The organism is Thermoflavimicrobium daqui, from assembly GCF_003313465.1.
GTDB classification, from domain to species: Bacteria; Bacillota; Bacilli; order Thermoactinomycetales; family Thermoactinomycetaceae; genus Thermoflavimicrobium; species Thermoflavimicrobium daqui.
Genome location: NZ_KZ845664.1, coordinates 293253 through 319044, shown reverse-complemented (window position 1 = coordinate 319044; position 25792 = coordinate 293253). Strand labels below are relative to the sequence as shown.

Below are 25792 nucleotides of genomic sequence, written 5' to 3'. Positions count from 1 at the left end.
GTATGATTCAAAAATAACCCAAAAGGGCTATATTCTTCATAATGAAACATTTTGGGCTAGTTTGTTTTAAAACGATTTAGGGAAAATGATAAATATGGATTTAGTATCCAATATAACTAAATGAAGAAAGGACATTTTATGATACCGTCAATCAACCCGTTTGCACCTGATTTTAAAGATAAGGCTTATGAGTTATACGAAATATTACGAACGGATGATCCGGTTCATTATACCACTCAGGTACCTTTTAGCAACCCGACATGGATAATTACCCGATATGATGATGCGATCTCTCTATTAAAAGATAAACGTCTCCTTAAAAAAACACCTGTAACTTTTATCGAAGAGCAATTTAGTGAAGATTCACTCCAATCCGATTGGGCCAACCTTTTTAATCATATGTTAAATACAGACCCACCCGATCATTCGCGTCTACGTTCATTGGTCCAAAAAGCTTTTACTCCACGGATGGTGGAAAATTTACGCCCACGCATTCAAGATATAGCCAATCAACTTCTCGATCAAGTTGTTAAAAATAATCAAATGGATTTGATCCAAGATTATGCTTTCCCCTTACCCATTATTGTCATTTCTGAAATCTTAGGCATCCCTATTGAAGATCGCTCTCAATTTCGCCATTGGTCCAATGCAATCATTTACGCTTTCAATCGTCCTGACCGAAGAAAGCAGATAATACCAGAAATTGTTAATTTTAATCACTATTTGAAAGAGCTTGTAGCTAAACGACAGCAACATCTCCAAGATGACTTAATATCCGCGCTGATCCAATCTAGTATCAATTCAGATAAATTGTCCGAATCAGAAATATATCCGATGATATTTTTATTGATTATCGCAGGTCATGAAACCACCGTCAATCTAATTGGGAATGGCCTTTTTTCGTTGTTACAACACCCTGATCAATGTGAAAAATTAAGAAATTATCCTTACTACATCGATACTGCCATTGAAGAATTTCTTCGTTATATGAGTCCTGTAGAGTTTGCTACTAATCGATGGGCTGCTGAAGAAATCCATCTACATGGTAAAACAATAGCTAAGAACGACCTCGTACTCATTTCTCTTGCGTCAGCAAATCGCGATCCCACCCAATTCCCTCATCCCAATCATCTAGATATTACCCGTCAAAAAAATGAACATATCGCCTTCGGTAAAGGAATACATTTCTGTCTTGGAGCACCACTCGCCCGATTAGAAGGTCAAATTGCTATTCAAACTCTCTTACAACGTATCCCTCAATTTGAGCTTTCTGTAGATCGAGATCAACTGGAATGGCAAGCTACTTTTTTGATGCGCGGCTTTAAAAGTATACCTATTCGGTTTTAGCTTAGTCAGGAAAGTCCATTCATCTAAAAAACTCCAGAAACCATTAGTCTCTGGAGTTCTCCTATTTTCATCAACTAAATACAGTAAAATCTTGGACTTGCATTTCTCTTACCTGTGGTAAAAAAAATTGCTTTTTAAGTATCCATGTTTTTAAATCATAGATGCTAACTACTCCTGCGTAGGATGGATGTTCGAGTTGGCTTAAGATATAAAGATTTTTCTGATCCATTTCCGCTTTATAAATAGGATATCGTACTTCATTCGTTGTTACCACTTGAAAAGTCTTTGGATTTAATTTCGTTACCTTTTTTTTCCCTCGATAAGTCACATAGATATATTCTTGAGCAGGGAGTATGTATTGTGTTTGGGCAAAAGGAAGGTTAATCTTGTTCAGCTTCCAGTTTTTTGTATGGATGTCCAATAGAAAATGATTATCATTGGATGAAATAAGTAAGTGTCCATGGATCATTTTCATATCATTTGCATGAAGAATGGGCATAGGAATTTCTTCCTGTTTCTTTCCATTATCTCTCCTCACGACAATTAATTTTGCTTTCTTTGCTTCAGGAAAATCGACAAATGCATAAATATATTTATCATCGTAAGTTGTCGTTCTTAAAAAGCCTAGTTGCTTAAGCCGATACGTTTTTCCTGGTAATTCGATTTGAAGGGTTCCCCAATCGTAAGCAGAATTAAAAGTGGTGATACGAATCTGTTTATCTTCTTTGACGTCCAAGGGATAAGCGTGTGTTTTATTCCATAACACCTGCCCATCTCTATGAATATAAAACATTTTATCTCCAAACCTAACTGGCAATACTAACCGTTTTTCCTTCCCTTTTTCAATCTGAAACATCCCCATCTCATGAAATTGATGGGCATCCACTCGTTTTCCAGATCGATCTAGAATCACTAACTCACTATCTTCTTTATTTGCATGGGTATAAATGACTCCAAAATTACCCTGAGTCAGATTCACCGCCTTCTCTACTTTCACACAATCAGAGATACAAAAAACGATGAGGATCAGGCAAAATAGATGGAGAAGATACTTTTCCCGTTTCATTCATCCTCCTCAAATAACAATAAAATGATCATAAAAATGATTCTAAAATCCAGTTCATATACAAAATCTTTAGTCTCCTTTAGAATAGAACACTTTGGTATTTGGACTTTCAATTAGATCGATCGGCCATACCGCACCACCATCATCTAAGTCATATCCATTGTTCATCCAAGCACGCCAAACTAATTGCGAACAATAAAATTTTGCTGTGGTTTTCTTATTGAAAAAATTATAGTTATATGACTTACCTAATTGATCTTGAGAATAATTGGCTGCTTGTTGATAATGTTCTGGACCAGCTCCTGATACATATAAACCTCGTATATGTTTATATCGGTTTTCCCAGTCATTTGGCCACTTTCGAACACCATTGAGCTCTTTCGATTTATTCCCAAAACTTTCTATTACATACTCCTTATCTGTATGCACAACTCCAGCATGACCTCCCGCCCATCCCATTGAACCATTACTCGTTCCATCTAATGTAACAAGGATATCTCCATAGCTACCAATTGCTCCAGCTTGAATAAGTGCTTGTGGATCATGTAGTCCTTTTTGTTTTAAAATCAATTTATATTCTGATAAGTCCAGCTCCTTACTGGGATGATTCATCTCGATTTGTGTCCTTTGTTTCGCCCATGCTATTTCTTGTTTTTGTTTAGCTGTTAATTCATCTGATTTCGCGATAACACTGTTAGAAGACAAGCTCATCATTGCAACAATACTCGTTATAAAAATGATGGATAGAATAGAATGCATATGAATCACTCTCCAAATCATAGGCTAAGAGCACCTTTTCCCATTTTGATCTAGTTTTACATGTTTATTCTATCTCTTTTTATGTATTTTTGTCAATTTTTAAACTATTATACTCACTCCCACTCTCTTATGGTTTCAATAAAAATAAAAAAAGAACCAACTATAATAGCTCAGTTGATTCATTGATCTCTTTTTATTTTTCTTCTAATGTTTGCTGACTTAAGAGTGCTTGAATTTGTAAGAAGCCTCCATTTCTCTTTACCACATGTTTAGTTAAAAAGCTTTTAAACTTTTTCGTTCCATTGGGGTAATTGATATAAAACTCATCATAGGTGGTAACATGATATGTTGAAGGATCAGGTTTGGTAAGAGTACGTAATTCCGTTTTATTATGTGCTTCATAAATCCCTTTGTTTCCTAGAGCACGAACTACTTTGGCCTGCTCCCGATAATGTGGGCCACTTGGATCGAGAAAACTTGCAACCAATTGAAATGATTTTCCATTGATAGCATTCACAAAGCTTTGATGATAGTTACGAATAAATTGCTCTAATACCTTTTTTTCACTTTCGCTGATTTCCTCGCTCGAATCTGGACTTTCACCTTTATTTTCCAGTGGTGGGGTTGATTTTGGTAAAGGGGATGACTCATTTTTATCAGGAGACTCGTTGTCTAGATTTTCTGTTTCGTTTGGTTTGACTACCTTTACACTTGGCTCATTGGCATTTTGAAAGATTCCACAGCCTGAAGTAAGTAAAAGAGGTAGTAACCATAAGAAGATCATCCATCGTTTCAATTTCAACCGACTCTCCCTCGCGGCATAATTTGGTAATACAGCTAATAGCATTATCTTAGCATACTATTCGTTATGCTTAAAAGCTATTAAATCTGAAAAATTTGGAGTTAATTTGACAATTTTCTATTTGCTTTCTGTTTTAAATACTTGCCCCTTGGGAAAATCGAATCCATGCCAAAATGATTCATCTACTATATGTATATGCTCTTGATTAATATAAAAGGTTTATATAGTATCGTATTGTGAATACAAAATAATTCATGATTTCTAACAAAAAGAAAGGGATATGTTTATGATTCTTGCCCCACAAGAAGTACATGTATGGTTGGTAGACATTTCTCAATTTGACCCTGACTCGATCTTCTACCTTCTATCACCTGAAGAGCAGTCAAAAGCACAACGTTTCCATTTCGCAAAAGATCGAAAGTCCTATACAGTATCACATGGAGCTGTTCGTATCATTTTAAGCAAATATTTAGGAATTTCTCCAGAAAAGATTATGTTTGGGACTGAATCACATGGCAAACCCCTCATTACTTATCCATCGAATCCACCGCTCCATTATAATCTGAGTCATTCAGGCTTACGAGCTCTGATCGCCATTTCACATCAGCCCATCGGAGTCGATGTTGAACAAATCCGTTCTGATTTTGACCATTTAAGTCTAGCACCCCATATTATGTCTTCACAAGAACTACACTCTTTTCAACAGCTACCCACTGATCAAAAACAATCCACCTTTTTTCTTCTTTGGACACGAAAAGAAGCCTATATTAAAGCAATCGGAAAAGGTCTTTCCTATCCATTACAGAAATTTAGTATCTCCCTGGATTGGCACTATCCAAAAATCATCGAAGATCAAGTAAATCCTAACGAACCAAAGCGCTGGCAAATGTACACGGTTGATGTCGGAGAAAACTATCTTGGTACAGTGGTATGCGCTAGTGGTGACTTTATCATACAAAGGCAACAATTTGTCTTAACAACGACTAAATAGGAGCGTTTATCTCTACGCTAAATTTCTTTCTAATTTCATCAAAGTCATATCCCTTGGTGGATTTCCAATACATTAACAGAACATTACTACTCACTTATTCGTTAATTTATATCGATTTGATACGATTGAAATGAAAGCCAAAAAACAATTAATGACATAAGAAGATTAGTTTTTTTCTGAAAAGGGGTGCAACCAGCTTGTAGAGCGAAATAATTGATTGTTAAATGGAGTCTATTATATTTTCTATTTCTAGAATGCAACTTTAGTCAGTTGGACTAAAGTTGTTTTATTTTATTCCCTTATTTGATCAATCATAATTACAAAACGAATCTAAATGTTTATTTCTGATTTTAATTAATTTATTATAAAGTTGTATACCAATTGTCGTAATATCATTATTATTTCTAAAGTAGTTTTCGTAAATAATCTCCTATAATATGCAATGACAACCAGAAAGGATGTACACCTTGGGCATATTTGAAGAAGAATATCCCTCACTTTCTTCCTATTTTCGTGCCATTATCTTATTTGGACGTAATAGTGCTTCCTATAAGTTCTCCTTGGCTCAATCTTTAATTGAACTAGCTTCACAACAAGAAAATACATTTTTTCCTCTTGAAGAATTATCTATTCCCTTTTCTAAACATATGATTGAACATCTTAAATTAACTGATAAGCAAACTACCGCTAGAAGTAGTAAATTCTTAGATGGTTGCCGCAACTATATTCGAGGTATCTTACCATATCAACAAATGTTACAACTTACTAAAAAACATGCTTTTGAAGTTGTTCTTGATGCTTTTCATCAAGTCAATGGGAAAACCATTCCTATTCAATTTTTCGAAGTTGTACATAAGAACAGGAAGAGGGGAATTATTCTTACTGATCATGTATACCAACTGTTCGAAAGTGATAATGCCATTAACTTCCCGTACGAAATAGAAGCTAGATGGAGATTGGTCGAGACAGCTTGGTCTCTGAATATCGCTCCAAGCTTACTAGTTATGAACTATGATCATCACTCAGGTGAATTTTATATTAACAAAGATAATAAAAGAAAAAATGTTACTTCTTCCCGTGATGCTCTTAACGGATATCAAAAAGGAAAGTGCTTTTACTGTTTTAACGATATTAGTATTGAACCTGGTTCGGAGATATTAGCTGATGTAGACCACTTCTTCCCACACATTTTACAAGCACACTTAGATATCGATTTAAATGGAGTCTGGAATCTAGTTCTTGCTTGTCCATCTTGTAATCGTGGTGAAAATGGAAAGTTCGCTAATATACCAGCTAGTAAATACCTTGATCGTTTGCATAAACGAAATAGTTTCTTTATTGAAAGTCATCATCCATTAAGAGAAACTTTAATTAATCAAACAGGAGAAACAAATAAACAACGTATTGATTTCCTACGGAATATAAATAAACGAGCCCTAGATATTATAACAACAACCTGGAAAAGTGAAATAGAATTTGAACCTTCTTTTTAATAGATTTTTAAAGTCACGATAGTTTTAATTAATCCTTCAAAATGGGGAAACCATATTCATATAGCTCACAAAGAAAAGTCCGTCATCCCTTATAACTTGGCGGACTTTTCTACTTATCTTCCTAAACTAGGATCAACTTTCTAGATCATTCTTTGTTCATATTTAGATAAGGCTTTTGCTAAATTCGTCTGAGTCTGATTAGCTAGACAGAGTCATCCCTAATTCTTTTTCCCAACTAGGGTTGGCTTAGAAGTCCTGTCGTTGGCTAATTCCCCTACTTCAGAGGTTAGATTGAGGACACGATGTTCTATGGTTGTATATGATTGATTTCTTCCATAAACGGCTACTTTTTGTTGGTCTGATAACATGATATTCTCTTCTTTAAATAGAATGATACTTTTTTAACTCAATAACGGCCTGTTGCTCTCCGTGTTTAACCGCATGCTTTAGCCATTTCACCCCTTCTATTTTGTTTTGAGGTATACCTTGACCTGTAAGGAAGCGTTGGGCTAATTCTAACATGGCTTCGGGGCGATACCAGTCAATTGCTTTTTTATACCACTTTTCTCCTTCATCTATATTCTTTTCTACTCCGTATCCATCTAAGTAAATCGCTCCTAAACGCTGGGCTGCATAATCTTTGCCTGTCATTGCTTGAATGGATAATAAGTCAACGGCTCGATTCGTCCACCTTTTTCCTTCTTCTTCATTTCTTTGAACTCCTTGCCCACTTTGCAAACGGTATCCTAGTTCTAACATCGCATCCGTATTTTGCAGTTCAGCGGCTTTTCTTAACCATTTTTCACCTGCTTTTTTATCTTGGCTATACTTAGGGCTATCCAATAATCTTTTTCCCAACTGTAGCATCGCTTTTTCATTTCCAAGTTCCACTGCTTCAAGTAGTAGCTGTTCTCCTCTGATTACATCTTTGGGACAACCTTTTCCCTCGATGAGACGTTCTGCTAAAGAAACTTGGGCGAATAAGTTGCCTAATTGGCTTAATCTTTCTAGAAACTGAAGACCTTCTTTTCGATATGCTACAAATTCATCTCGATCTAGTAGCTCTTCACCACATGAAAGCAGCTCCCATTCCCATACAGTACTAGATTCCATCGCCTTCTGGATCCACTTTTCACCCTCTTTGATACTTTTCGGCAACTGATTTCCTAGTAATAAGCGCTTTGCTAACGCTATCATCCCCCAAACTTCCCCTGCATCAGCAGTTTTTCGCAGCCATTTTTCTCCTTCTACCATATTTTGCGGTAGGAGATTTCCATCTAGGTACCTTTCCCCTAGTTCATACATCGCTAATGTTTCACCTAGCTCTGCAGCTTGCCGGAGCCATTTCTCTCCTTCTATTCGATCTGGGGACAATCCCTTTCCCAGCAGCAAATACTCACCCAATTCAGACATCGCCCATGAGCAACCTGCTTCTACAGCTTGGCGGAGCCATTGTTCGCCTTCTTCAATATTTCTCTCCAATTCTCTACCTTCGATTAACTTCGTTCCGAGATCTACCATATACTCATAGTCATTTTCAGTATTGGCAAATAATTCAGCAATATAGATTTGTTGACTCTTCAACTCTTGCAGATAGCCTCGACCTTCTTCTTTATTTTTCACTAGTATTTTTCCTTCAATCAGGAGATGTCCAAGTAGGTTCATGGCTCTACTATGTTTACGTTGAGCAGCCTGACGAAGCCATTTTTCGCCTTCCGTTATATTTTGGTTGATCCCTATGCCAATTAAAAACCGTGTGGCTAATTCAAACATCCCATCACTATTATTATTAGCAGCTTGACGTAACCACTTTTCACCTTCTTGTTGATTTTTATCAAGTCCTCTGCCATCGAGGAAACGTTTTCCTAACTCTTGCATAGCCCGTGTATCGCCTAGCCCAGAAGCTTTACGGAGCCATTTTTCGCCCGCTACTTTATTTTTCGGCATTCCTCTACCATCTAAGAGATATATTCCGAGTGAGCCCATTGCGAATGTGTCGCCTTGATGTGCTTTTGTTTTGATCTGCTCAATCTCCAATCGGCTTACCATGAAAACGACTCTCCTCTCGTAGCACTTCCCTTAAACCCCCAAATGCTTAATCGATTCATTTTTGTAATTACTTCCTTCTTTCCTTTAAAAAAGGGCGAGGGGCTAGAAAAGATTTGGAATACATACTATACCAAACAAATGGCCGTTCTTTCAAATCTTTCGAATAGAAGAACTGGCAAATTCTTAAATAGATGGATGAATTCAAACTCGCTTTCTCTCTAATCAGGTTCAAAGAGATCTTCGAATCCAAGAAATGGCACAAATACCTTTTACAACATTTAAAGGAATTATTTACTGAAATAGATCTACATCCTGTATTCCACAAAGTTTTTTAATCAAGCATTGACGAATAAATCTTCACTTATGCCTGATATCCCTGTTTCGATTTCCGCTAAAGATTACTTCGCTGGAATCGATCTAGTGCTTGAAAAAATTTTACGAGACTATTGACAAAGAATGTCTGGTAGATATAAAAAAGACTGACTATTTGATTAAGCAGCCAGTCTATTTCATAGCAAAGAATCAGTTATTCACTGGAATTTACTCCTTAGTCTCTCATTTTAGCTACATGGGAATCAGTTGAAGCATTCGATTCTAGCCATGTTGTCAGCATTTCACAAAGAAATTGAATGACTTCTTCTTCTTTGGCATGAATAAAAAAGTGATCACCATCGAATACTTGGAGCTTACATGTACTGGATGTATGTTCCTTCCAAGGTCGCAAAATTTCTATGCTTGGATCAGGATCATATTTACCACCCAATACAGTAATTGGATAGTTTAGCAAAAGCCCTGGACGATGGGTGTATGTTTCACATATTTGAAAGTCGGTTCGAAGTGTTGGTAAAAATAAATCAAGGAGCTCTTTGTTTTCCAATATCTCTTTAGGCATTCCATTCATTTCAGACAACTCATGTAAAAACTCTTCATCAGGGAGATGATAAATCGGTGGATTGGGATCAGGAAGATGAGGTGCTCGAAAAGCGGATACAATCAAGTGTTCTGGCTGGACTTGATAGCGAGCCTGCAAATATCGAGCCAGCTCGTAACTAACCAGTGCACCCATGCTATGTCCAAAAAACATAAATGGCTTAGTCAGGTAAGGCAACATGGCTTCAGCAAGATCATGAATCAGTTGATATAAGTCCGTATACGATGGTTCAGCCATCCGCATCCCTCTTCCTGGAAGACAGACAGGAATAACTCCAATCGAAGCGGGGAATTTTTCTTGCCAAGATCGAAATATCACCGGATTTCCACCAGCATATGGAAAACAAAATAGATGTAGTTTAGCTTCTTTGATACGATGATTAGTCCATAACCATGGAGTTGTTGTTTGCATACGCTACCACCTTTTTCTCTGTTTTACGAAAACGATGTAATTAAACCACCATTCCAAATGGTCGTTCATTTCTTTATCTTATAATATAAAGATAACTCTATAAACTATCTACTTATCGTTTTTTAATCGCAGTTCTTAAAGCTTGATTCTAGATATTTTTCATTCATCAATTGAACACCAGAAGGGCTGCTCCCTCCTGGTGTTCATTAAAGAAATGGTTATTTTTTAGTTGCGAGATGAATATGCCAACTTTGTCGAATTTGCTGAGCCAACTCGTTGACATAGGGTGATTCAAATATCGTGAGATGATTTCCTGATATAATTCGTTTTCGTACTTCCCCTTTGGTAAAAGATGTCCAATCATCATTTCCTTGTAGTAACTGCTTTTCTTCGGCAAGGAATAAGTGAATATCTGACGTAATTGAATTATTCATCTGATAGTTGGTATACGCAAAGCCATTGAGTAACCAAATCAGGGCTTTCCGCTTCGCTAAGTCAGCTTCCTCGAGTTGATAAAGCAATTGCTCGCTTGTTAACATCTCTACTTGACTTACCTCTTGATAGAATGATTCAGGGTCCATTTGCAGTAATTTAGCCTGCTCACGAAGCACCCATGGATCCAACATGAATTGGCGGAATGCTTGACGTCGTTCATCTGAAATCCAAGTACTATCGATAAGTCCTAGCCATTCGACCTGCTCACCTGATTGCTCGAGCTGTTTAGTTATCTCAAATGCAATCACGCCTCCCATGGACCAACCTGCTAAGCGGTAAGGACCTTGCGGTTGAACTTGCCTCATTTCCTCTAAGTAGCGGATAGCCATCTCTTCTACTGTAAGCAGTGGTCTCTCACCTGCTTCATAGCCGACAGACTGGATACCATAGATGGTTAGATGTGAATCCAACTGTTGGGTTAACTCATAAAATGACCAGATTCCTCCACCTTGTGGATGGATCAGGAATAATGGTGGCTCTACGTTATCCCCTTTATTCAGTAAGACCAGTGGTTGTGAGAGAGCTACCTCGTCACTTTCCAGATGTACTGCTAATGCTTCAATTGTCGGTGCCTTAAATAAAGTGGCGAGAGATATCTCTTTTTGCAAGCGAACTTGAATGAGTGACATGATTTGTAAAGCTATGAGTGAGTGACCTCCAAGTTCAAAGAAGGAGTCATGAATTCCAATCGATCGTGTCTGTAAGACTTCTTCCCAGATTTGAACCAGTTGTCGCTCTGTTTCCGTTCGTGGCGGTACGACTTTGTCAATTTGCTGTTGCATCTCGGGTGCAGGCAAAGCTTTGCGGTCAATTTTTCCATTAGGTGTTTGTGGAAAAGCATCCAATATGACAAAGTGTGATGGAATCATATAGTCAGGTAGTTTGGTTTGTAGATATTCACGCCATCTGGATGATTCCAAAATATCTTTTGTCTCTAAAACCAGATAGGCCACCAATTGTTTATGACCTGTATGATCATCCCGTACCATCACAACAGCTTCTTGAACACGTTCATGTTGATTGAGTATGGTCTCAATCTCACCGAGCTCAATCCGGAATCCACGTACTTTAACTTGATGATCAATCCGACCGATAAACTCCAACACACCATTTTCATTCCAGCGAACTAGATCCCCTGTCTTATACATCTTAGCATTCGGCTCCTGACTCCAAGGGTTATCAATAAAGCGTTCTGCCGTTAATTCAGCCTGATGTAAATAACCACGTGCGAGTCCTGCTCCGGCAATATATAGTTCACCAGGAACTCCCAATGGTGTTGGCTGAAGCCTTGAGTCTAACACATACATTTGCGTACCACGCATCGGTCTACCAATCGGTGGTGCTGTTTGCAAATTGCGATCAACCACTTCCACTGATGAGTAAACGGTATCTTCTGTAGGCCCATAGAGGTTATATACTTTCTCTACGGTCTCGATCGCATATAGTTTTTCGACTAAGGCTTGGGATAAAGGCTCACCACATAAATTTACAATTCGTGCCGTTGGTGGCAGGGTAGTCACACGCAATACTTCCGTCATGATCGATGGCACTGTATTGATTAAGGTAATGGGTTGAATAGTTTCTAGGGAAGATAGCTCTAGTGCATTTTCTGCTATAATAACCGTTCCACCCATGGTCAACGGAACAAAAAGTTCGTAGACGGATAAATCAAAACAGATTGATGTGGTAAATAAAACTCCTTGCAAGTCTTCTTCCGCATACTCATCATGTGCCCAGCTAATTAGTGCAACCACATTTCGATGCTCAATTACCACTCCTTTAGGTAAACCAGTTGAGCCGGATGTATAAATCACATAAGCAGGGTGATTAGCCGTTAACTCATGAAATAGAGGTTGTGCTACAGATTCTGCAGTAGTGATCTGCGCCCATTCTGTATCCAAAGTAAGTATATGGGCATCCGTTGCTGGAATACGTGACAGGAGAGCCTCTTCGGTAATAACTACTTTCGCTTGTGAGTGTTGCAACATATAAGCAATTCGATCAGCAGGGTAATGAGGGTCAAGTGGAACATAAGCTCCTCCCGCTTGAAGTATACCCATCATAGCGATAATCAGATCAATATTTCGCTCCATACATACCCCAACCAATGTTTCCGGGCCCACTCCCAAACGTTGTAAGTATTGTGCTAGCTGAGTGGATCGTTCTTTTAGTTCCCGATACGTCACTTGTTGTCCTTTCCATTCGATCGCGATCTTATCAGGAGTTCGCTCTGCTTGCATCGTAAACAACAAAGGAATCGTTGTTTTCGAGTCCACGCGCAGAGCGGGTTGATTCCAAGCAGTTAATATTTGCTGTTGCTCCGCTTGAGATAATATAGATATTTCATCTAACTTAGCATGAGGTATATGACGTATTTGTTGCAATGCCGTTTTAAGATAATGGAGTATGCGTGTAATACTTGCATCTTCATAGTAGCTCGGATCATACATCACTTTGATCAGCAGCTCATGTCCGGGACCTGTTACCACGGTTAGCGGGAAGTTATTTTGCTCATTCGTGTAAAGATCCGTAATTTCCAGCTCGCCTTGATCCGTTGTCGTCACTTCTTGGATTGGATAGTTTTCAAAGATAAATAAGGTTTCAAATAGCGGTACTCCTTGTGGCAGCTCACTCCATTTTTGAATTTCGACCAATGGTGTATATTCGTAATGCGTGAGTTCAATTTGCTCCCGTTGTAGATCGTGAAGCCAATCCAGAATTGACTTTTCACCTGTTAGCTTGATTCGCATTGGTAGAGTACTGATGAATAATCCGACCATGGATTCTACATGAGGTAAATCAGTGGGTCTTCCAGAACCTGTCACCCCATAAAGCAGATCCGTCTCATTACTCAGATGCCCCAGTACCAAAGCCCATGCTCCTTGAACCAAAGTATTTACAGTTAGTTGATGCTGTTTAGCAAACCGCTCTAATGCTTCCATCTCCGCACTTGGTAAACTTAATCTCTGCTCCCGTTGTGGAACTATCTCCTTTGAAGTAGACTTGGCAAAAGCGATTTTGGTAGGGGTCTGAAACCCTTTGAGCTTTTCTTTCCAATATGTTTCAGCCTCTGTCAAACTTTGCTTTTGCAACCAATGAAGGTATTTCTCGTATGAAGGACTCTCAGAAAAGGCGACTTCTTGACTGTTCTGATCACTAAAGTAATTCGCAAATACTTCTTTTAATACTAAAGAAATGCTCCACCCATCTAATAAAATATGATGATGTGTCCACAGGAAGCGATAAACATCGTCTGCTAAACGGATCAATGTCCAGCGCATCAGAGGAGGCCTCTGAAAGTCAAATCCTTGGCGGCGATCTTCAGCTAGCCACTTTTTAAAACGTTCCTGTTGCTCTAATGGCTCCATCTCACGCCAATCCAATTGATACAGCTCCACCGGAACGGAAGAATGAACCACTTGATGCGGTTCTATTAAGTTCGCGGTGGCAAAGGAAGTACGTAAGATCGGATGACGATCTACCAACCGCTGCCAAGCCTTTTCAAAGGCGACAGGATCTACTTTTCCTTTGAGCGTAAAGGCGATCTGTGTGATATAGTCACCTTTTTCTTGGGCATATAGTGAATGGAACAACATACCTTGCTGTAATGGTGTTGCCAGATAAAGATTTTCAAGGGATGCATTTTTGGTCAATAACTGATCAAGTTGAGCTTGATTTACCTTCGCCAATGGAAAATCAGAAGGTGTATAAATGAGAACACTTGGTTGTTCACTTTGCTCAATGATTGCTTGTAATTCTTGCATCATCTGTAGGGCTACATGCTCAATCGTCTGAGAACGATGAATTTCTTGGCTATATTTCCAAGTGATTACAAGCTGCCCTCCAGAAACCATACCGGTTACCTCTAAAAGATAAGCTCTTTGTGCTGCTGGATTTATCGTTTGTCCCACCGATTCGGGTGCTCCCATAAATAAGCTATCCTCTGCTTCGACTTGACCAAATTGTCCCAAATAGTTGAAACTAATCCTCGGTTCTGATAATGGGTTTACTTGATTTTCAGTTAAGTAACGTAGGAGTCCATAACCAATCCCTTTTTGTGGAACTTGACGAATTTGCTCTTTAATCATTTTTAATGATTCGAGCAAGGTAGAATTAGACTTTAACTTTAAACAAATCGGGTATAGACTGGTAAACCAGCCTACTGTTCGTGAAAGATCTACTCCCTCAACAATGTCCTCACGTCCATGTCCTTCTAAATGAAGGGTGAGCTTGGGTTGCTGTGTCCATTTTGTCATCGCACGAGCCAAGGCAGTCAATAAGGCCTCTTGAATTTGTGAACGCAAAGTGGTTGGAACTTGCTGAAGTAAGCTTTGCGTTTCTGCACGAGATAAGGTGAAATGCATGTATTTAGCAGAAGCCTCCGTATTTTGCCCTTCTTTAAAATCGACTGGAATCTCTTCGATTTGATCCGTTTGCTGTTTCCAATAGTCGCATTCATCTTTTAATCCTTCTGATTGGGCAACCGTTTGCAGAATTTGTGCCCATTCTTTCACCGAAGATGTTTTCGGAGGTAACTGGATCTTTTTCCCTTCCCTTAGTTTGCTATAGATCGTTTGAAAATCTTCTAAGATGATTCGCCAAGAAACACCATCGATGACTAAATGATGAGCTACCAACAGGAGACGGGACGGTTCCTCATCACCTAGGTCAAAATAAGCCACTTGGAAAACGGGACCTTTTTCCAAATCCAAACTCATTTGAATCTGATTGGCTGTTTGTTCGATCTGTTCCCTTTGTTGTTCCTTCGGCACTGATTGGTAATTGAAATAATGTGCAGGGATATGATCCCCCATGGGTTCATAAATTTGTTTCCATGTTTCTCCATGACGTTGATAGCGAAGGCGCAAAGCATCATGATGAAGAAGTAATTGACGAACTGTTTCCTGAATGTTTTCCCACTTCAGCGGTTGATGGACAGAGAACATGATTGCTTGATTAAAATGATGAGGGTTAGGCAGCTCTTGCTCAAAGAACCAATGTTGTATAGGAAGAAGTGGTACTTCACCGGTTATGAGCCCCTGTTCGGCTTGTGTTGTTGTCGTTTGTTGCACCACTTGAGCCAGTTCAGCAATGGTTTGTTGTTCAAAAATTTGTTTGGGGGTGAGAGAGAGTCCAGCTTGTTTCGCCTTGGAAACAATTTGGATACTTAAAATCGAATCCCCACCTAAAGAGAAGAAGTTATCATGGATACCGATTCTTTCAATCTGTAAAACATCTTGCCAGATACGGACAAGCGTCGCTTCTACTTCCGTTCGTGGCGCAATATAAGATTCTTCCCGGCTCGATGCCAAATCAATAGTGGGCAATGCTTGTCGATCAATCTTCCCATGGTGTGTCAGCGGGATCTGCTCTAAAAACATAAATCCAGTGGGAATCATATAGTCTGGCAAGCTTTCTTTCAGGAAAGTTCGTAATTCTGCTTGATCGCATTCAGCAACAACATAAGCGACTAAACGTTTCCCAGCTTCGGTATGCTGAACCATTACCACGACTTCAGAAACAGTAGGATGCTTACGGATCGCCGCTTCTACTTCGCCAAGCTCAATTCGAAAACCACGAATTTTTACTTGATGGTCGATTCTTCCTAAAAATTCAATAGAACCATCGGGCAGATAACGAACTATGTCACCTGTACGGTATAGACGAGCTTGTGGATTTTTAACAGTAGGATGATTGACAAAGCGATCTCGAGTTAAATCAGGACGTCCCAAGTAGCCTCGTGCTAAGCCATCTCCACCGATATATAGCTCTCCTGAAACCCCAATGGGTACAGATTGCCCCTCTTGGTCTAAAATGTAAACTTCCGTATTACTAATCGGACGGCCAATCGGGATCGTCGTTTCTCCTTGCCAGTCTGCTGGAATTGGGTAGCAACAAGTAAAAGTTGTACTTTCAGTCGGCCCATAACCATTGATAACTTGGATACCACCAAGGGCTAATACTTTTCGGACATGTGGGACAGATACAACATCTCCTCCCACCAGTAGCTGACGTAAACCACGCAGGGCGTCTAGTTGATTTTCTACCATAAGATTAAACAAGCCAACCGTCAACCAAAGTGTGGTCACTTTATATTGCCTTAATACTTGCCCAATCTCTTCTAATGACGGAGCATGCGATGGCATGATGATAAGTTTAGCACCGTTTAGTAAACTCCCCCAAATTTCAAACGTGGAAGCATCAAATGCAATCGGAGCTAGTAGTAAGAAGACTTCATCGGCAGTTAATTGTACATAATTCGCTCCTCGTACCAAGCGAACAATTCCCCGATGAACCACTTCGACTCCTTTGGGCTTTCCTGTAGAACCCGATGTATACATGACATAAGCCAAATTCTCCCCGTTGGCAAGTGGAGCTAAATCGGCTGTACTCTCTTGCTCAATCAACTCCCATTGTTGATCAAGTGCCCATGTATGAGTAGATCCAAGAGAAAACTTCGTTTGCAAGTGCGATTGAGTAAGGACCAGTTTTATCCCAGCATCTTCCATCATATAGTTTATTCGTTCGGATGGATAAGTTGGATCAAGCGGAACGTAAGCCCCTCCTGCTTTAGCAATCCCCAACATGGCGATGATCAGCTCGATCGATCTTTCCATGCCGATTCCTACCATCGTCTCTAAGCCAACACCCTGCTTCTGAAGGAAGCGTGCCAATTGATTTGCTCTCTGATTGAGCTCACGATAGGTGATTTGGTCCTGTCCACAAACGATAGCGATATGATCAGGTGTAGTCGCCGCTTGCTCTGTAAACACATCAGCAATCGAAGCATGTCGTGGATAGGTAACTTGTGTTTGATTCCAGCAGTAGAATAGTTCTTTTTCCTCTTCCGTCAAAATAGGAAGTTTGGAAATCTCCTGTTCTGGTGACTGAACAATGCCAGCTAGTAACTGCTGAAAATGTTTGGCCATCCGCTCAATGGTGGTGGCATCAAATAAATCCGTATTGTATTCAAAATGAGCTACTAACCCTTGCTCTGTTTCCAACATGGTTAATGTTAAATCATACTTTGCCGTTTGATTGGTAAAGTCAAATGGAGCAAGGGATAGCCCTTCTAAACTTTGCATAGTAAAGGGCATATTTTGTAAAACAAACATGGTCTGAAAGAGTGATGAATGACTTAAACTCCGTTCGGGTTGTACTTCATCTACCACTTTTTCAAAAGGTACATCTTGATGTTCATAAGCTTCTAAGGCTACTTCTCGTACACGAGCCAATAGTTCTCGAAAAGTAGGATTTCCGGATAAATTGGTTCGAAACGCGAGTGTATTAACAAAAAAGCCAATTAAGCCTTCTAATTCCTGCCGATTTCGCCCAGCAATAGGACTTCCGACAATGATATCTTCCTGCCCGCTATAGCGCTTAAGTAAAACTTGAAATGCAGCGAGTAAGGTCATAAATAAGGTCGCTTCTTCGTTTCGACTAATCTCTTTTAAGCGCTCTGTAATATTAGCAGAAAAAGCAATCGTATGTGTTGCCCCCTGAAAAGTTTGCTGTAAGGGGCGGGGGCGGTCAGTAGGGAGTTGTAATACTGGAAGTTCACCGCCTAGCTTTTCTTTCCAATAAGCCAACTGGCTTTCCATCACCTCTTCTTGCAACCAATTCTTCTGCCAAGTTGCAAAATCGGCATATTGGACGGCTAACGGTGGTAATGAAATCTCTTTTTCTTGGATCTGTGCTTGATAAAGGGTAAATAACTCCTGATAGAAAATTTGTAAGGACCAGCCATCTGAAATAATGTGATGCATATTGATAAATAAAACCCAGTCTTGCTCTGCCAGTTGGAATAAGCTAGCTCGCAATAATGGACCTTGTTCTAGATCAAATGGGTGTGCAGCATGTTGTTCGATCAGCTCTTTGGCTCGATGGAGCGAGTTTGGCTCGTCGGTTAAGTCATAGACTGGCAAGAACCAAGGAATTTCATCCGCAATGACCTGCATAATTTCGCCGTCTACTTCTGTAAAAGTCGTACGTAAGGTTTCATGTCGAGTGATTAATGTTTTAAAGCTTTGTTCCAGCTGTTTAACCTTGATCTCCCCTTGGATGCGAATAGCAAAAGGTAAACTATATGCGGAGCTTCCAGTGATAAGCTGTTCGACAAACCACAAACGACGCTGCGCATAAGATGCAGCAGACATGCCATTTTTACGAACAGTAGGGGGAATGACTTGTTTAGTTTTATGTTGATCTTCCACGGACTCTTCAAGCCAATTTGCTATGGCAGCAACCGTTGGCTTCTCAAAAACAATCCGAAGTGGAATTTCTCTTTCTGGGATTGCTTCACGAAGACGAGAAATCACTTGTGTAGCTAAAAGCGAGTGCCCTCCTCGTTCAAAAAAGTTTTCATGAATTCCCACTTGATCGATCTTCAGAACACTTGCCCAAATATCGGCAACGATCTTCTCCATCGCGGTTCGCGGAGCGACATACTCCCCTTGACGACTATCTTCTGGAGCTGGCAGGGCTTTCCGGTCTATTTTTCCGTTGGGTGTGAGTGGGAGTTGCTCCAATTGGACAAATATAGAAGGAATCATATACTCAGGTAATGTCCGTGCAAGGTAAGAACGCCACTCGCTTACCGAAATCTCTTCTGCTGTATGATTAAGTACCAAGTAAGCAACCAAACGCTTTTCCCCGAGTTGATCCTCTCTCGCTATCACCACCACTTCTTCGACAGCTGGATGAGACCGTAGTCCTTCTTCAATCTCACCTAACTCAATCCGATAGCCACGAATTTTCACTTGATGATCAAGTCGTCCCAAAAATTTTAAGTTACCATCGGGTAGCCACTGGACTAAGTCACCTGTTTTATATAACCATTCCTTTGTCTTAGAGCGAAAAGGATGAGGGATAAAACGTTCTGCCGTAAGTTTTGGTTGATTGAGATAGCCACGGGCGAGCCCGGCTCCTCCTAGATATAATTCACCAGATATCCCTATGGGAACCGGTCTTAGCTCGGCATCCAAAACATACGCTTCTGTATTGGCAATCGGACGTCCAATCGTTGGCTGTGTGGTTGCACCTTTTTGCACCAGTGAATAGGTTGAATAGGTCGTATCTTCGGAAGGTCCGTACAAGTTATATACTTTCTCAATATTTCCTAATTGATAAAGCTGTTGTGCCAGTGAGTTAGGTAGTGGTTCTCCAGCTAGATTGATCACTTTTACTGAAGAAGGAATCCCTTTTAATCGGAGTAACTCATTGGCTGCTGAAGGTACTGTATTAATGAGGGTCACTTGTTCTTTAGCTGGAATCTCTGGTAGTTGCAGCGCATTTTCTACTACAATCACTGTTCCACCTACACAAAGCGGTAAAAACATTTCAAATACGGATAAATCAAAGCATACCGAGGTTGAAGCAAGAACCCCTTGTAACTCTTCAGCTGAATAGACTTGTGAAGCCCACATGAGCAGTGCCACTACACTACGATGCTCAATCATGACCCCTTTAGGCTTACCTGTTGATCCCGAAGTGTAAATAATATGTGAACGTTGTCGTGAAGTACCTGTATTTTCTAAATTACTAGAGCTCATCGAAGCCATATGGTCCTGATCCGTATCGAAACATATAACTTGGACACTGTGAGTTGGTAAATGGGATACCAAGGATGATTGTGTAAGAAGTAGAGAAGTCTGTGAATCCTCAAGCATATAAGCGATACGCTCTTTGGGATAAGCTGGATCGAGCGGGACATAAGCACCACCCGCTTTTAAAGTGCCCAAAATCCCTATGATTAAGTCCAAAGAGCGATCCATACAAATACCAACCATCTTTTCAGGTCCTACTCCTAAACTTTGTAAATAGTGAGCGCACTGATTCGCCTTTTGATTCAGCTCTGCATAGGTAAGCGACTTTTCTCCCCAAATAGCCGCTATTTGATCGGGTGTACGGGCAACTTGCTCTTCAAATAGTTGATGAATCATAACATTGCCCGGGAAATCCAGTGCTGTTTGATTCCATTTTACTAATATTTTCTGTTCGTCTGCTGGAGTAAGGAGTGAAATCTGTCTTAATGGTTGTTTCAAATCCGCCCCCATTTGCTCCACAATATAGCTAACGTGCTTTAAAATCTCCTGTACCATTTCTTCTGTAAATTGACTACGATCATACATCATTTTTAACAATAGCTCTTCTCCCGGAGCACAAACCAAGGTCAAAGGGTAGTTGGTCTGTTCCACAGCACGTACATTACTAAGAAGTAACTCATCCTCCCCTTGCTCTGTCGTCTTACCTTCACTTACTGGATAATTTTCATAGACGAATAAACTGTGAAAGAGCGGAGTTCCCCTTGGCACTTCGCTCCAACCATGAATATCAATGAGGGAACTATACTCATATTGCCGCATTTCGACTTGTCTAGCTTGTAGTCTCTTTAACCATTCTAAAATAGAGTCTTCATGATCCATCGAGATACGCAGGGGTAAGGTGTTGATAAATAAACCAACCATTTGTTCGACGCCGATTAAATCAGCAGGCCGTCCTGATACAGTCGTTCCAAATAGGACTTCTGATTCACCACTATAGCGATGTAACAACAGTGCCCAAGCACCTTGAACGATTGTATTTACAGTAATTTGGTGATTCCGGGCCAATTGATGTAAAGTTTCAGTCGTCTCTTTGGATAAGGTACAATAAGTGGTTTCATAACCCGTTTCATCCGTTTTCTCTGTTTGAATTCCCAGCGGGGTGGGAGACGTGAATCCACGAAGGAATTCACGCCAAAATGCTTCCGCTTGACTTACATCTTGTTTACGTAACCAAGAAATATAGTCACGATAAGGGCGAGGATTGGCTAATTCTAACTCTTTCCCTTTTGAAAAAGCTTCATAATACTGAAATACTTCTCCTAATACAATGGGTAAACTCCAGCCGTCAAGCAAGACATGATGATATCCCCAAACAAATTCATACTGATTTTGAGCGGTCTGAATCAATGTCAGTCGCATCAATGGCGCCACAGCTAAATCGAAATCTTGCAGCCGATCTTGTTCAAGCCAAGAGTTTAGTTTTGGCTGAAGCTGATCCCGTGGTACTAAGCGCCAGTCTAACTGAGAAATCTTGATCTTTGCTTCACGATAAACCACTTGAAGCGGTTGTTCTGTTTCACCCCAGATAAAGCCGGTTCGCAAAATAGTATGCCGATTGACTACTTGTTGCCAAGCTTTTTCAAATGCGGAAACGTCCAAGTTCCCTTTGATCGTTACAGTCATTTGGGTAAAATACATCCCAGAATTTTCCGCATAAACAGAGTGAAAGAGGAGCCCTTGTTGCAAGGGCGATAAAGTATAAATATCTTGAATTTCTTCCATCATGTTGATTTGCCTCTCTTCTTCTGAAGTAATGTTAAAACTTTGGATAGATCTTTATCTGAAAGGTCAGCTTCAGGGAAGTCCGTCGTCGAATAACTCCACATCTCATGGCGATTCTCTGGTGCGATAAATGAGCGTAAAGCATCCAGATAATCTTGGGCGATTCGTTCAATCGTTTCACGCTTAAATATTTCTTTGCTGAAGATCCAAGAGAGATGCAGCTTGCCACCTGTTACAGCACCTACCACATCAATCAAATGGGCTCGTTTGTTTGCTGGATGGATAGGGGGTCCTGCAAATTCAGGTGCATTTCCTACAAACAAACCTCCATCGGAAGTGACGGTGTCAAATTGCCCTAGATAGTTCATACTGATTTCGGCTTGATCACTCTCCCCTACATGCTGGTCCATTTTGGTACGTAAATAACGTAATAACCCATACCCCAATCCTTGTCGTGGTACTTGACGTAACTGTTCTTTAATCGTTTTGAGTGCCTCTCCTTGGGTATTGGCTCTGCCCAAATCCAAGTGAACGGGGTACATGGAGGTAAACCAACCTACAGTCCGTGATAAATCAATATTTTCAGCGATTTCTTCACGGCCATGTCCTTCAAGATGCACCCATACCGAACGTTTCTTCGTCCAACGTGAAGTAGCAAGTACCAATGCTGTTAATAAAATTTCCGTGATTTGTGCATGAAATTGACTTGGAACTTCTTGCAGCAATTGCGCTGTTTCTTGTTCATCTAAATGAAGTACGACACTATCAGCTTTGGCTTCTATATTCTCCCCGGATACAAAGTCTTTGGGTAAATGAGTAACCTGCTTAGATGAATGAGATAACCAGTAACTTGCTTCAGCAAGAACCGATTCTGTTTGCGCATATTCCTGTAGTTGGGTAGACCATTCTTTAAAGGAAGTCGTTTTCGGTAAAAGTTGGATCTCTTCCCCACGCCTTAGCTGTTCATAAGCAGTTTGTAAATCTTCTAGCAAGATGCGCCAAGAAACCCCATCGATGACTAAATGATGTACAACCCATAATAGTCTACCGGACCTTGCTGAACCTAAGTCAAAATACACGACTTTCCAAATTGGGCCTTCCTCGATATGAAGACTTGACTGTGCTTGGGAGGCAATTTGCTCCATCGTTTTCTTTTGCTCGTCATCTGATTGACGGGATAAGTCTTCATATTGGAAAGGTAAAGCTTCCTCCAATGGGGTATGAACTTGATACCACTTGGATCCTTGTTTCCTAAAGCGGAGCCGCAGGGCATCATGCTGATATACCACTGCTTTAAGCGCTTGTGCCAATAGGGACGGTTGTAGCGACTTTTTGACTAGTAAGAACATCGATTGATTCCAGTGATGGCGCTCTAACAGTTCTTGCTCAAAGAACCAATGTTGAATCGGGGTAAGTGGTACTTCACCCGTGACTAAGCCTTGTTCAGCTTGAATAACTGGTGCTTTCCCTACCACTGTGGCTAGTTCAGCAATCGTCTGATTTTCAAAGAGCTGTTTAGGTGTGAGCTTTAATCCCGCTTGATTCGCTCGCGCCACTACTTGCAGACTTAAAATTGAGTCCCCACCTAGTTGGAAAAAGTTATCATGGATTCCAACACGTTGGAGCCGTAGGACTTGTTTCCAAATCTCTACCAGTTGGGCTTCAACTTCGGTTTTAGCTTCGACATAGTGTGTTTGGTCTAGATAATCAGACGTATCTGGTGCTGGAAGTGCTCGGCGATCGATTTTGCCATTGTTAGTTAGTGGCAAGTGATCGAGCCAGACGAACGCAGTTGGAATCATATACTCAGGTAGGGTCTGTTTTAAGGTCTGGCGTAACTCGTTACGTGAAAGTGTCTCTTTCGTAACGACATAGGCTACCAACTGTTTTAACCCTTGTTCATTACTTCGAGCGATAACTACACATTCCTGAATCGCTGGGTGACTACTTAAGGCTGCTTCAATTTCCCCTAGCTCAATGCGGAAGCCGCGAATTTTCACCTGATGATCGATGCGTCCTAAAAATTCAAGCTGACCATCGGGGAGAAAGCGAACCAAGTCCCCAGTCTTATAGAGACGTGCATGACTGTCAGGACGGAATGGATGTTGTATAAAGCTTTGCTCTGTCAGATCTGGGCGCTGGTAATAGCCACGAGCGAGTCCGGCTCCTCCTACATAAAGCTCACCGGGAACCCCGATGGGTACAGGTTGTCGTTGTGAATCAAGGACATATACTTCTGTATTGGCAATCGGTCGCCCAATTGGTGGCGTAGTTAGCTCACTGTTTGTGGAAGTGACCACTTTCGCAGCTGTGGTTACGACCGTATTTTCTGTAGGCCCATAGTGATTAATGACCTCGACTGGAAAATCAGGTGATGGATAATGTCGCAACTGATCGCCACCTGTTAATAATGTTCGTAACGGTAATTGCTTTGGCCACTCAAGTAGTAACATGCTCTCTAACAATGGAGTAGGCAAGAAGCTGACAGTGATTTGCTGCTCAATCATCCAATCCTTTAATTCAGTTGGAGACATGCGTATTTCCTCACTCGGGATATAGAGCGCTCCCCCACTAGCTAAAGTAGGCCAGATTTCCCAGACAGAGGCATCAAAAGCAGTTCCCGCAAGCAGAGTCGTCCGATCTTGTGAAGTTAATTGGTACGTACGCTGATGCCAGAACACCAAATTAAGCAGAGAACGATGGGTAATCATTACCCCTTTCGGTTTTCCAGTTGATCCAGAGGTATAGATCATATAAGCTAGTTGATCGACAGATACGGATACTTCTAAATCGGCTTTACTTTCAGTTATCCAAAGTTCTTCATCCGTATCCACACACCATACAGTCGTAGAGCTGCCCTCTACTTTCTCTTGTAGATGAGACTGGGTAAGCATGATAGGCACTTGCGAATCAGATATCATGTATGTTAGACGGTCTTCCGGATAACTGGGGTCCATTGGTACATAAGCTGCTCCAGCCTTCCATATAGCGAGAAGGGCAACCAATAGCTCTGGCGAGCGTTCCATACATACACCAACGAGCTGTTCTGATCCTATCCCACGTTTCTGTAGTGCATGTGCTAATTGATTGGCTCGTGCATTCAGTTCTTGATAAGTGAGCGTACCTTGTAAACTTACCACTGCAACCCCTGTTGGCTGTTGTTTCGCATTCTCTTCGATCCAAGCATAAACCGGTCGATTTTGTGGATAGTCTACTTTTGTTTCATTCCATGCACTTATTAACTGTTTCTCATCCTGAGTCACAATTGAATAATGGTGAATCGCTGCCTCAGGCTTACGAACAATCTGTTCGAGGAGCAGTTGAAGCTGTACAGCCATACGCTGAATCGTATCCTTTGTAAATAGATCCGTGTTGTATTCAAATGCTGTTACTAAACCTTCGGATGCTTCTGCCATCGTTAACGTTAGATCAAACTTAGCCGAATTTTGCTCGAGTGTGACCGTTTCCATCTGTAAGTCGTGGGCTTCGTGCCAATCACGTGGTGTATTTTGCAGTGCAAACATCACTTGGAATAACGGTGTATGACTTAGATGGCGTTCGGGTTGGACTTCATCCACTACTCTTTCAAATGGAACATCTTGATGGCTATACGCTTCAAGCGCCACGTCGCGAACTCGTGCTAACAAATCTCGGAAACTCGGATTTCCTGATAGGTCTGTACGAAATACCAATGTATTCACAAAGAAACCAATGAGATTTTCGATTTCCTTCTGATTTCGTCCAGCCACAGGACTACCTACCGCAATATCTTCTTGACCGCTATATCGACTCAGTAAGAGCTGGAAAGCAGTCAACAATGTCATAAATAAGGTGGCTCCTTCTTGTTGACTTAGCTCTTTTAAGTCAGCTAATAACTTAGTCGGTAAGACGATTTGATATGTCGCCCCTCGGAAGGTCTGTTCAGCTGGTCGCGGACGATCTGTCGCAAGCTGTAACACAGGGACATCTGCAAGCTGTTTTTTCCAGTAGGCAAGCTGTTTTTCCAATACTTCTCCCGTCAGCCAAGATTTTTGCCAGCTAGCAAAGTCTCGATATTGAATCGTTAATGCTGGAAGCGGATTATCTTCTCCCTGCTTGAATGCGTTATAGAGAGTAAACAA

At 40.7% G+C, this 25792-nt stretch carries 11 protein-coding genes (1 of these 11 running past the window's edge); 3 read left to right on the top strand and 8 right to left on the bottom strand.

Annotation, left to right across the window (positions count from 1 at the left end; all coding sequences use genetic code 11):
- The first annotated feature begins 138 nt into the window (after positions 1 to 138).
- Positions 139 to 1347, top strand: a complete 1209-nt coding sequence (locus DL897_RS04535) for a cytochrome P450 family protein (protein WP_240627268.1) — start codon at positions 139 to 141, stop codon at positions 1345 to 1347.
- A gap of 70 nt (positions 1348 to 1417) precedes the next feature.
- On the opposite strand, the gene DL897_RS04530 is transcribed toward DL897_RS04535, so the two are convergent.
- From DL897_RS04530 to DL897_RS04520, 3 genes are all read right to left on the bottom strand, one after another.
- A complete protein-coding gene (locus DL897_RS04530; RefSeq protein WP_113657950.1) occupies positions 1418 to 2413 on the bottom strand; it encodes a hypothetical protein in 996 nt (331 codons plus the stop codon).
- A gap of 69 nt (positions 2414 to 2482) precedes the next feature.
- The gene (locus tag DL897_RS04525) at positions 2483 to 3193 is read right to left on the bottom strand and encodes a YiiX/YebB-like N1pC/P60 family cysteine hydrolase (protein ID WP_113657949.1); all 711 of its coding nucleotides are present in this window, start codon (positions 3191 to 3193) and stop codon (positions 2483 to 2485) included.
- Positions 3194 to 3365: 172 nt separating this feature from the next.
- Entirely contained in the window at positions 3366 to 3974 is a 609-nt protein-coding gene (locus tag DL897_RS04520) for a TcaA NTF2-like domain-containing protein (RefSeq protein WP_113657948.1), read from the bottom strand.
- Between the two features lie 286 nt (positions 3975 to 4260).
- Between DL897_RS04520 and DL897_RS04515 the strand changes: the two genes are divergently transcribed.
- Complete coding sequence (locus DL897_RS04515) at positions 4261 to 4965, top strand: 4'-phosphopantetheinyl transferase family protein (protein ID WP_168188642.1); 705 nt, start codon at positions 4261 to 4263, stop codon at positions 4963 to 4965.
- A 467-nt stretch (positions 4966 to 5432) separates the two neighbouring features.
- Positions 5433 to 6458: an HNH endonuclease family protein gene (locus DL897_RS04510; RefSeq protein ID WP_113657946.1), complete on the top strand. Its 1026-nt coding sequence runs from the start codon at positions 5433 to 5435 to the stop codon at positions 6456 to 6458.
- Positions 6459 to 6676: 218 nt separating this feature from the next.
- Here DL897_RS04510 and DL897_RS18125 read toward each other — a convergent pair whose 3' ends face one another.
- From DL897_RS18125 to DL897_RS04490, 5 genes are all read right to left on the bottom strand, one after another.
- Positions 6677 to 6826, bottom strand: coding sequence for a nucleoside triphosphate pyrophosphohydrolase family protein (locus tag DL897_RS18125; protein WP_168188640.1), 150 nt, complete (start codon positions 6824 to 6826; stop codon positions 6677 to 6679).
- A 13-nt stretch (positions 6827 to 6839) separates the two neighbouring features.
- Positions 6840 to 8507 (bottom strand): tetratricopeptide repeat protein, encoded by a 1668-nt coding sequence (locus DL897_RS04505; protein WP_113657945.1) that lies wholly within the window; start codon positions 8505 to 8507, stop codon positions 6840 to 6842.
- A 547-nt stretch (positions 8508 to 9054) separates the two neighbouring features.
- The gene (locus DL897_RS04500) at positions 9055 to 9849 is read right to left on the bottom strand and encodes a thioesterase II family protein (RefSeq protein WP_113657944.1); all 795 of its coding nucleotides are present in this window, start codon (positions 9847 to 9849) and stop codon (positions 9055 to 9057) included.
- 218 nt (positions 9850 to 10067) lie between these two features.
- A complete protein-coding gene (locus DL897_RS04495) occupies positions 10068 to 21674 on the bottom strand; it encodes an amino acid adenylation domain-containing protein (RefSeq protein WP_113657943.1) in 11607 nt (3868 codons plus the stop codon).
- Positions 21671 to 25792 carry the final stretch of a non-ribosomal peptide synthase/polyketide synthase gene (locus tag DL897_RS04490; protein ID WP_113657942.1) on the bottom strand. Its footprint extends 15036 nt past the window's final position, so 4122 of the gene's 19158 nt are visible here — the last part of the coding sequence; its start codon lies beyond the right edge, outside the window — the gene reads right to left on this strand; it ends in the stop codon at positions 21671 to 21673. Before DL897_RS04490 ends, DL897_RS04495 begins: the two co-directional genes overlap by 4 nt.

Bases quoted from the DNA above. Each gene is read 5' to 3' on its own strand.
- DL897_RS04535 (WP_240627268.1), top strand. From the start codon at position 139: ATGATACCGTCAATCAACCCGTTTGCACCTGATTTTAAAGATAAGGCT.
- DL897_RS04530 (WP_113657950.1), bottom strand. From the start codon at position 2,413: ATGAAACGGGAAAAGTATCTTCTCCATCTATTTTGCCTGATCCTCATC.
- DL897_RS04525 (WP_113657949.1), bottom strand. From the start codon at position 3,193: ATGATTTGGAGAGTGATTCATATGCATTCTATTCTATCCATCATTTTT.
- DL897_RS04515 (WP_168188642.1), top strand. From the start codon at position 4,261: ATGATTCTTGCCCCACAAGAAGTACATGTATGGTTGGTAGACATTTCT.
- DL897_RS18125 (WP_168188640.1), bottom strand. From the start codon at position 6,826: ATGTTATCAGACCAACAAAAAGTAGCCGTTTATGGAAGAAATCAATCA.
- DL897_RS04505 (WP_113657945.1), bottom strand. From the start codon at position 8,507: ATGGTAAGCCGATTGGAGATTGAGCAGATCAAAACAAAAGCACATCAA.
- DL897_RS04500 (WP_113657944.1), bottom strand. From the start codon at position 9,849: ATGCAAACAACAACTCCATGGTTATGGACTAATCATCGTATCAAAGAA.
- DL897_RS04495 (WP_113657943.1), bottom strand. From the start codon at position 21,674: ATGATGGAAGAAATTCAAGATATTTATACTTTATCGCCCTTGCAACAA.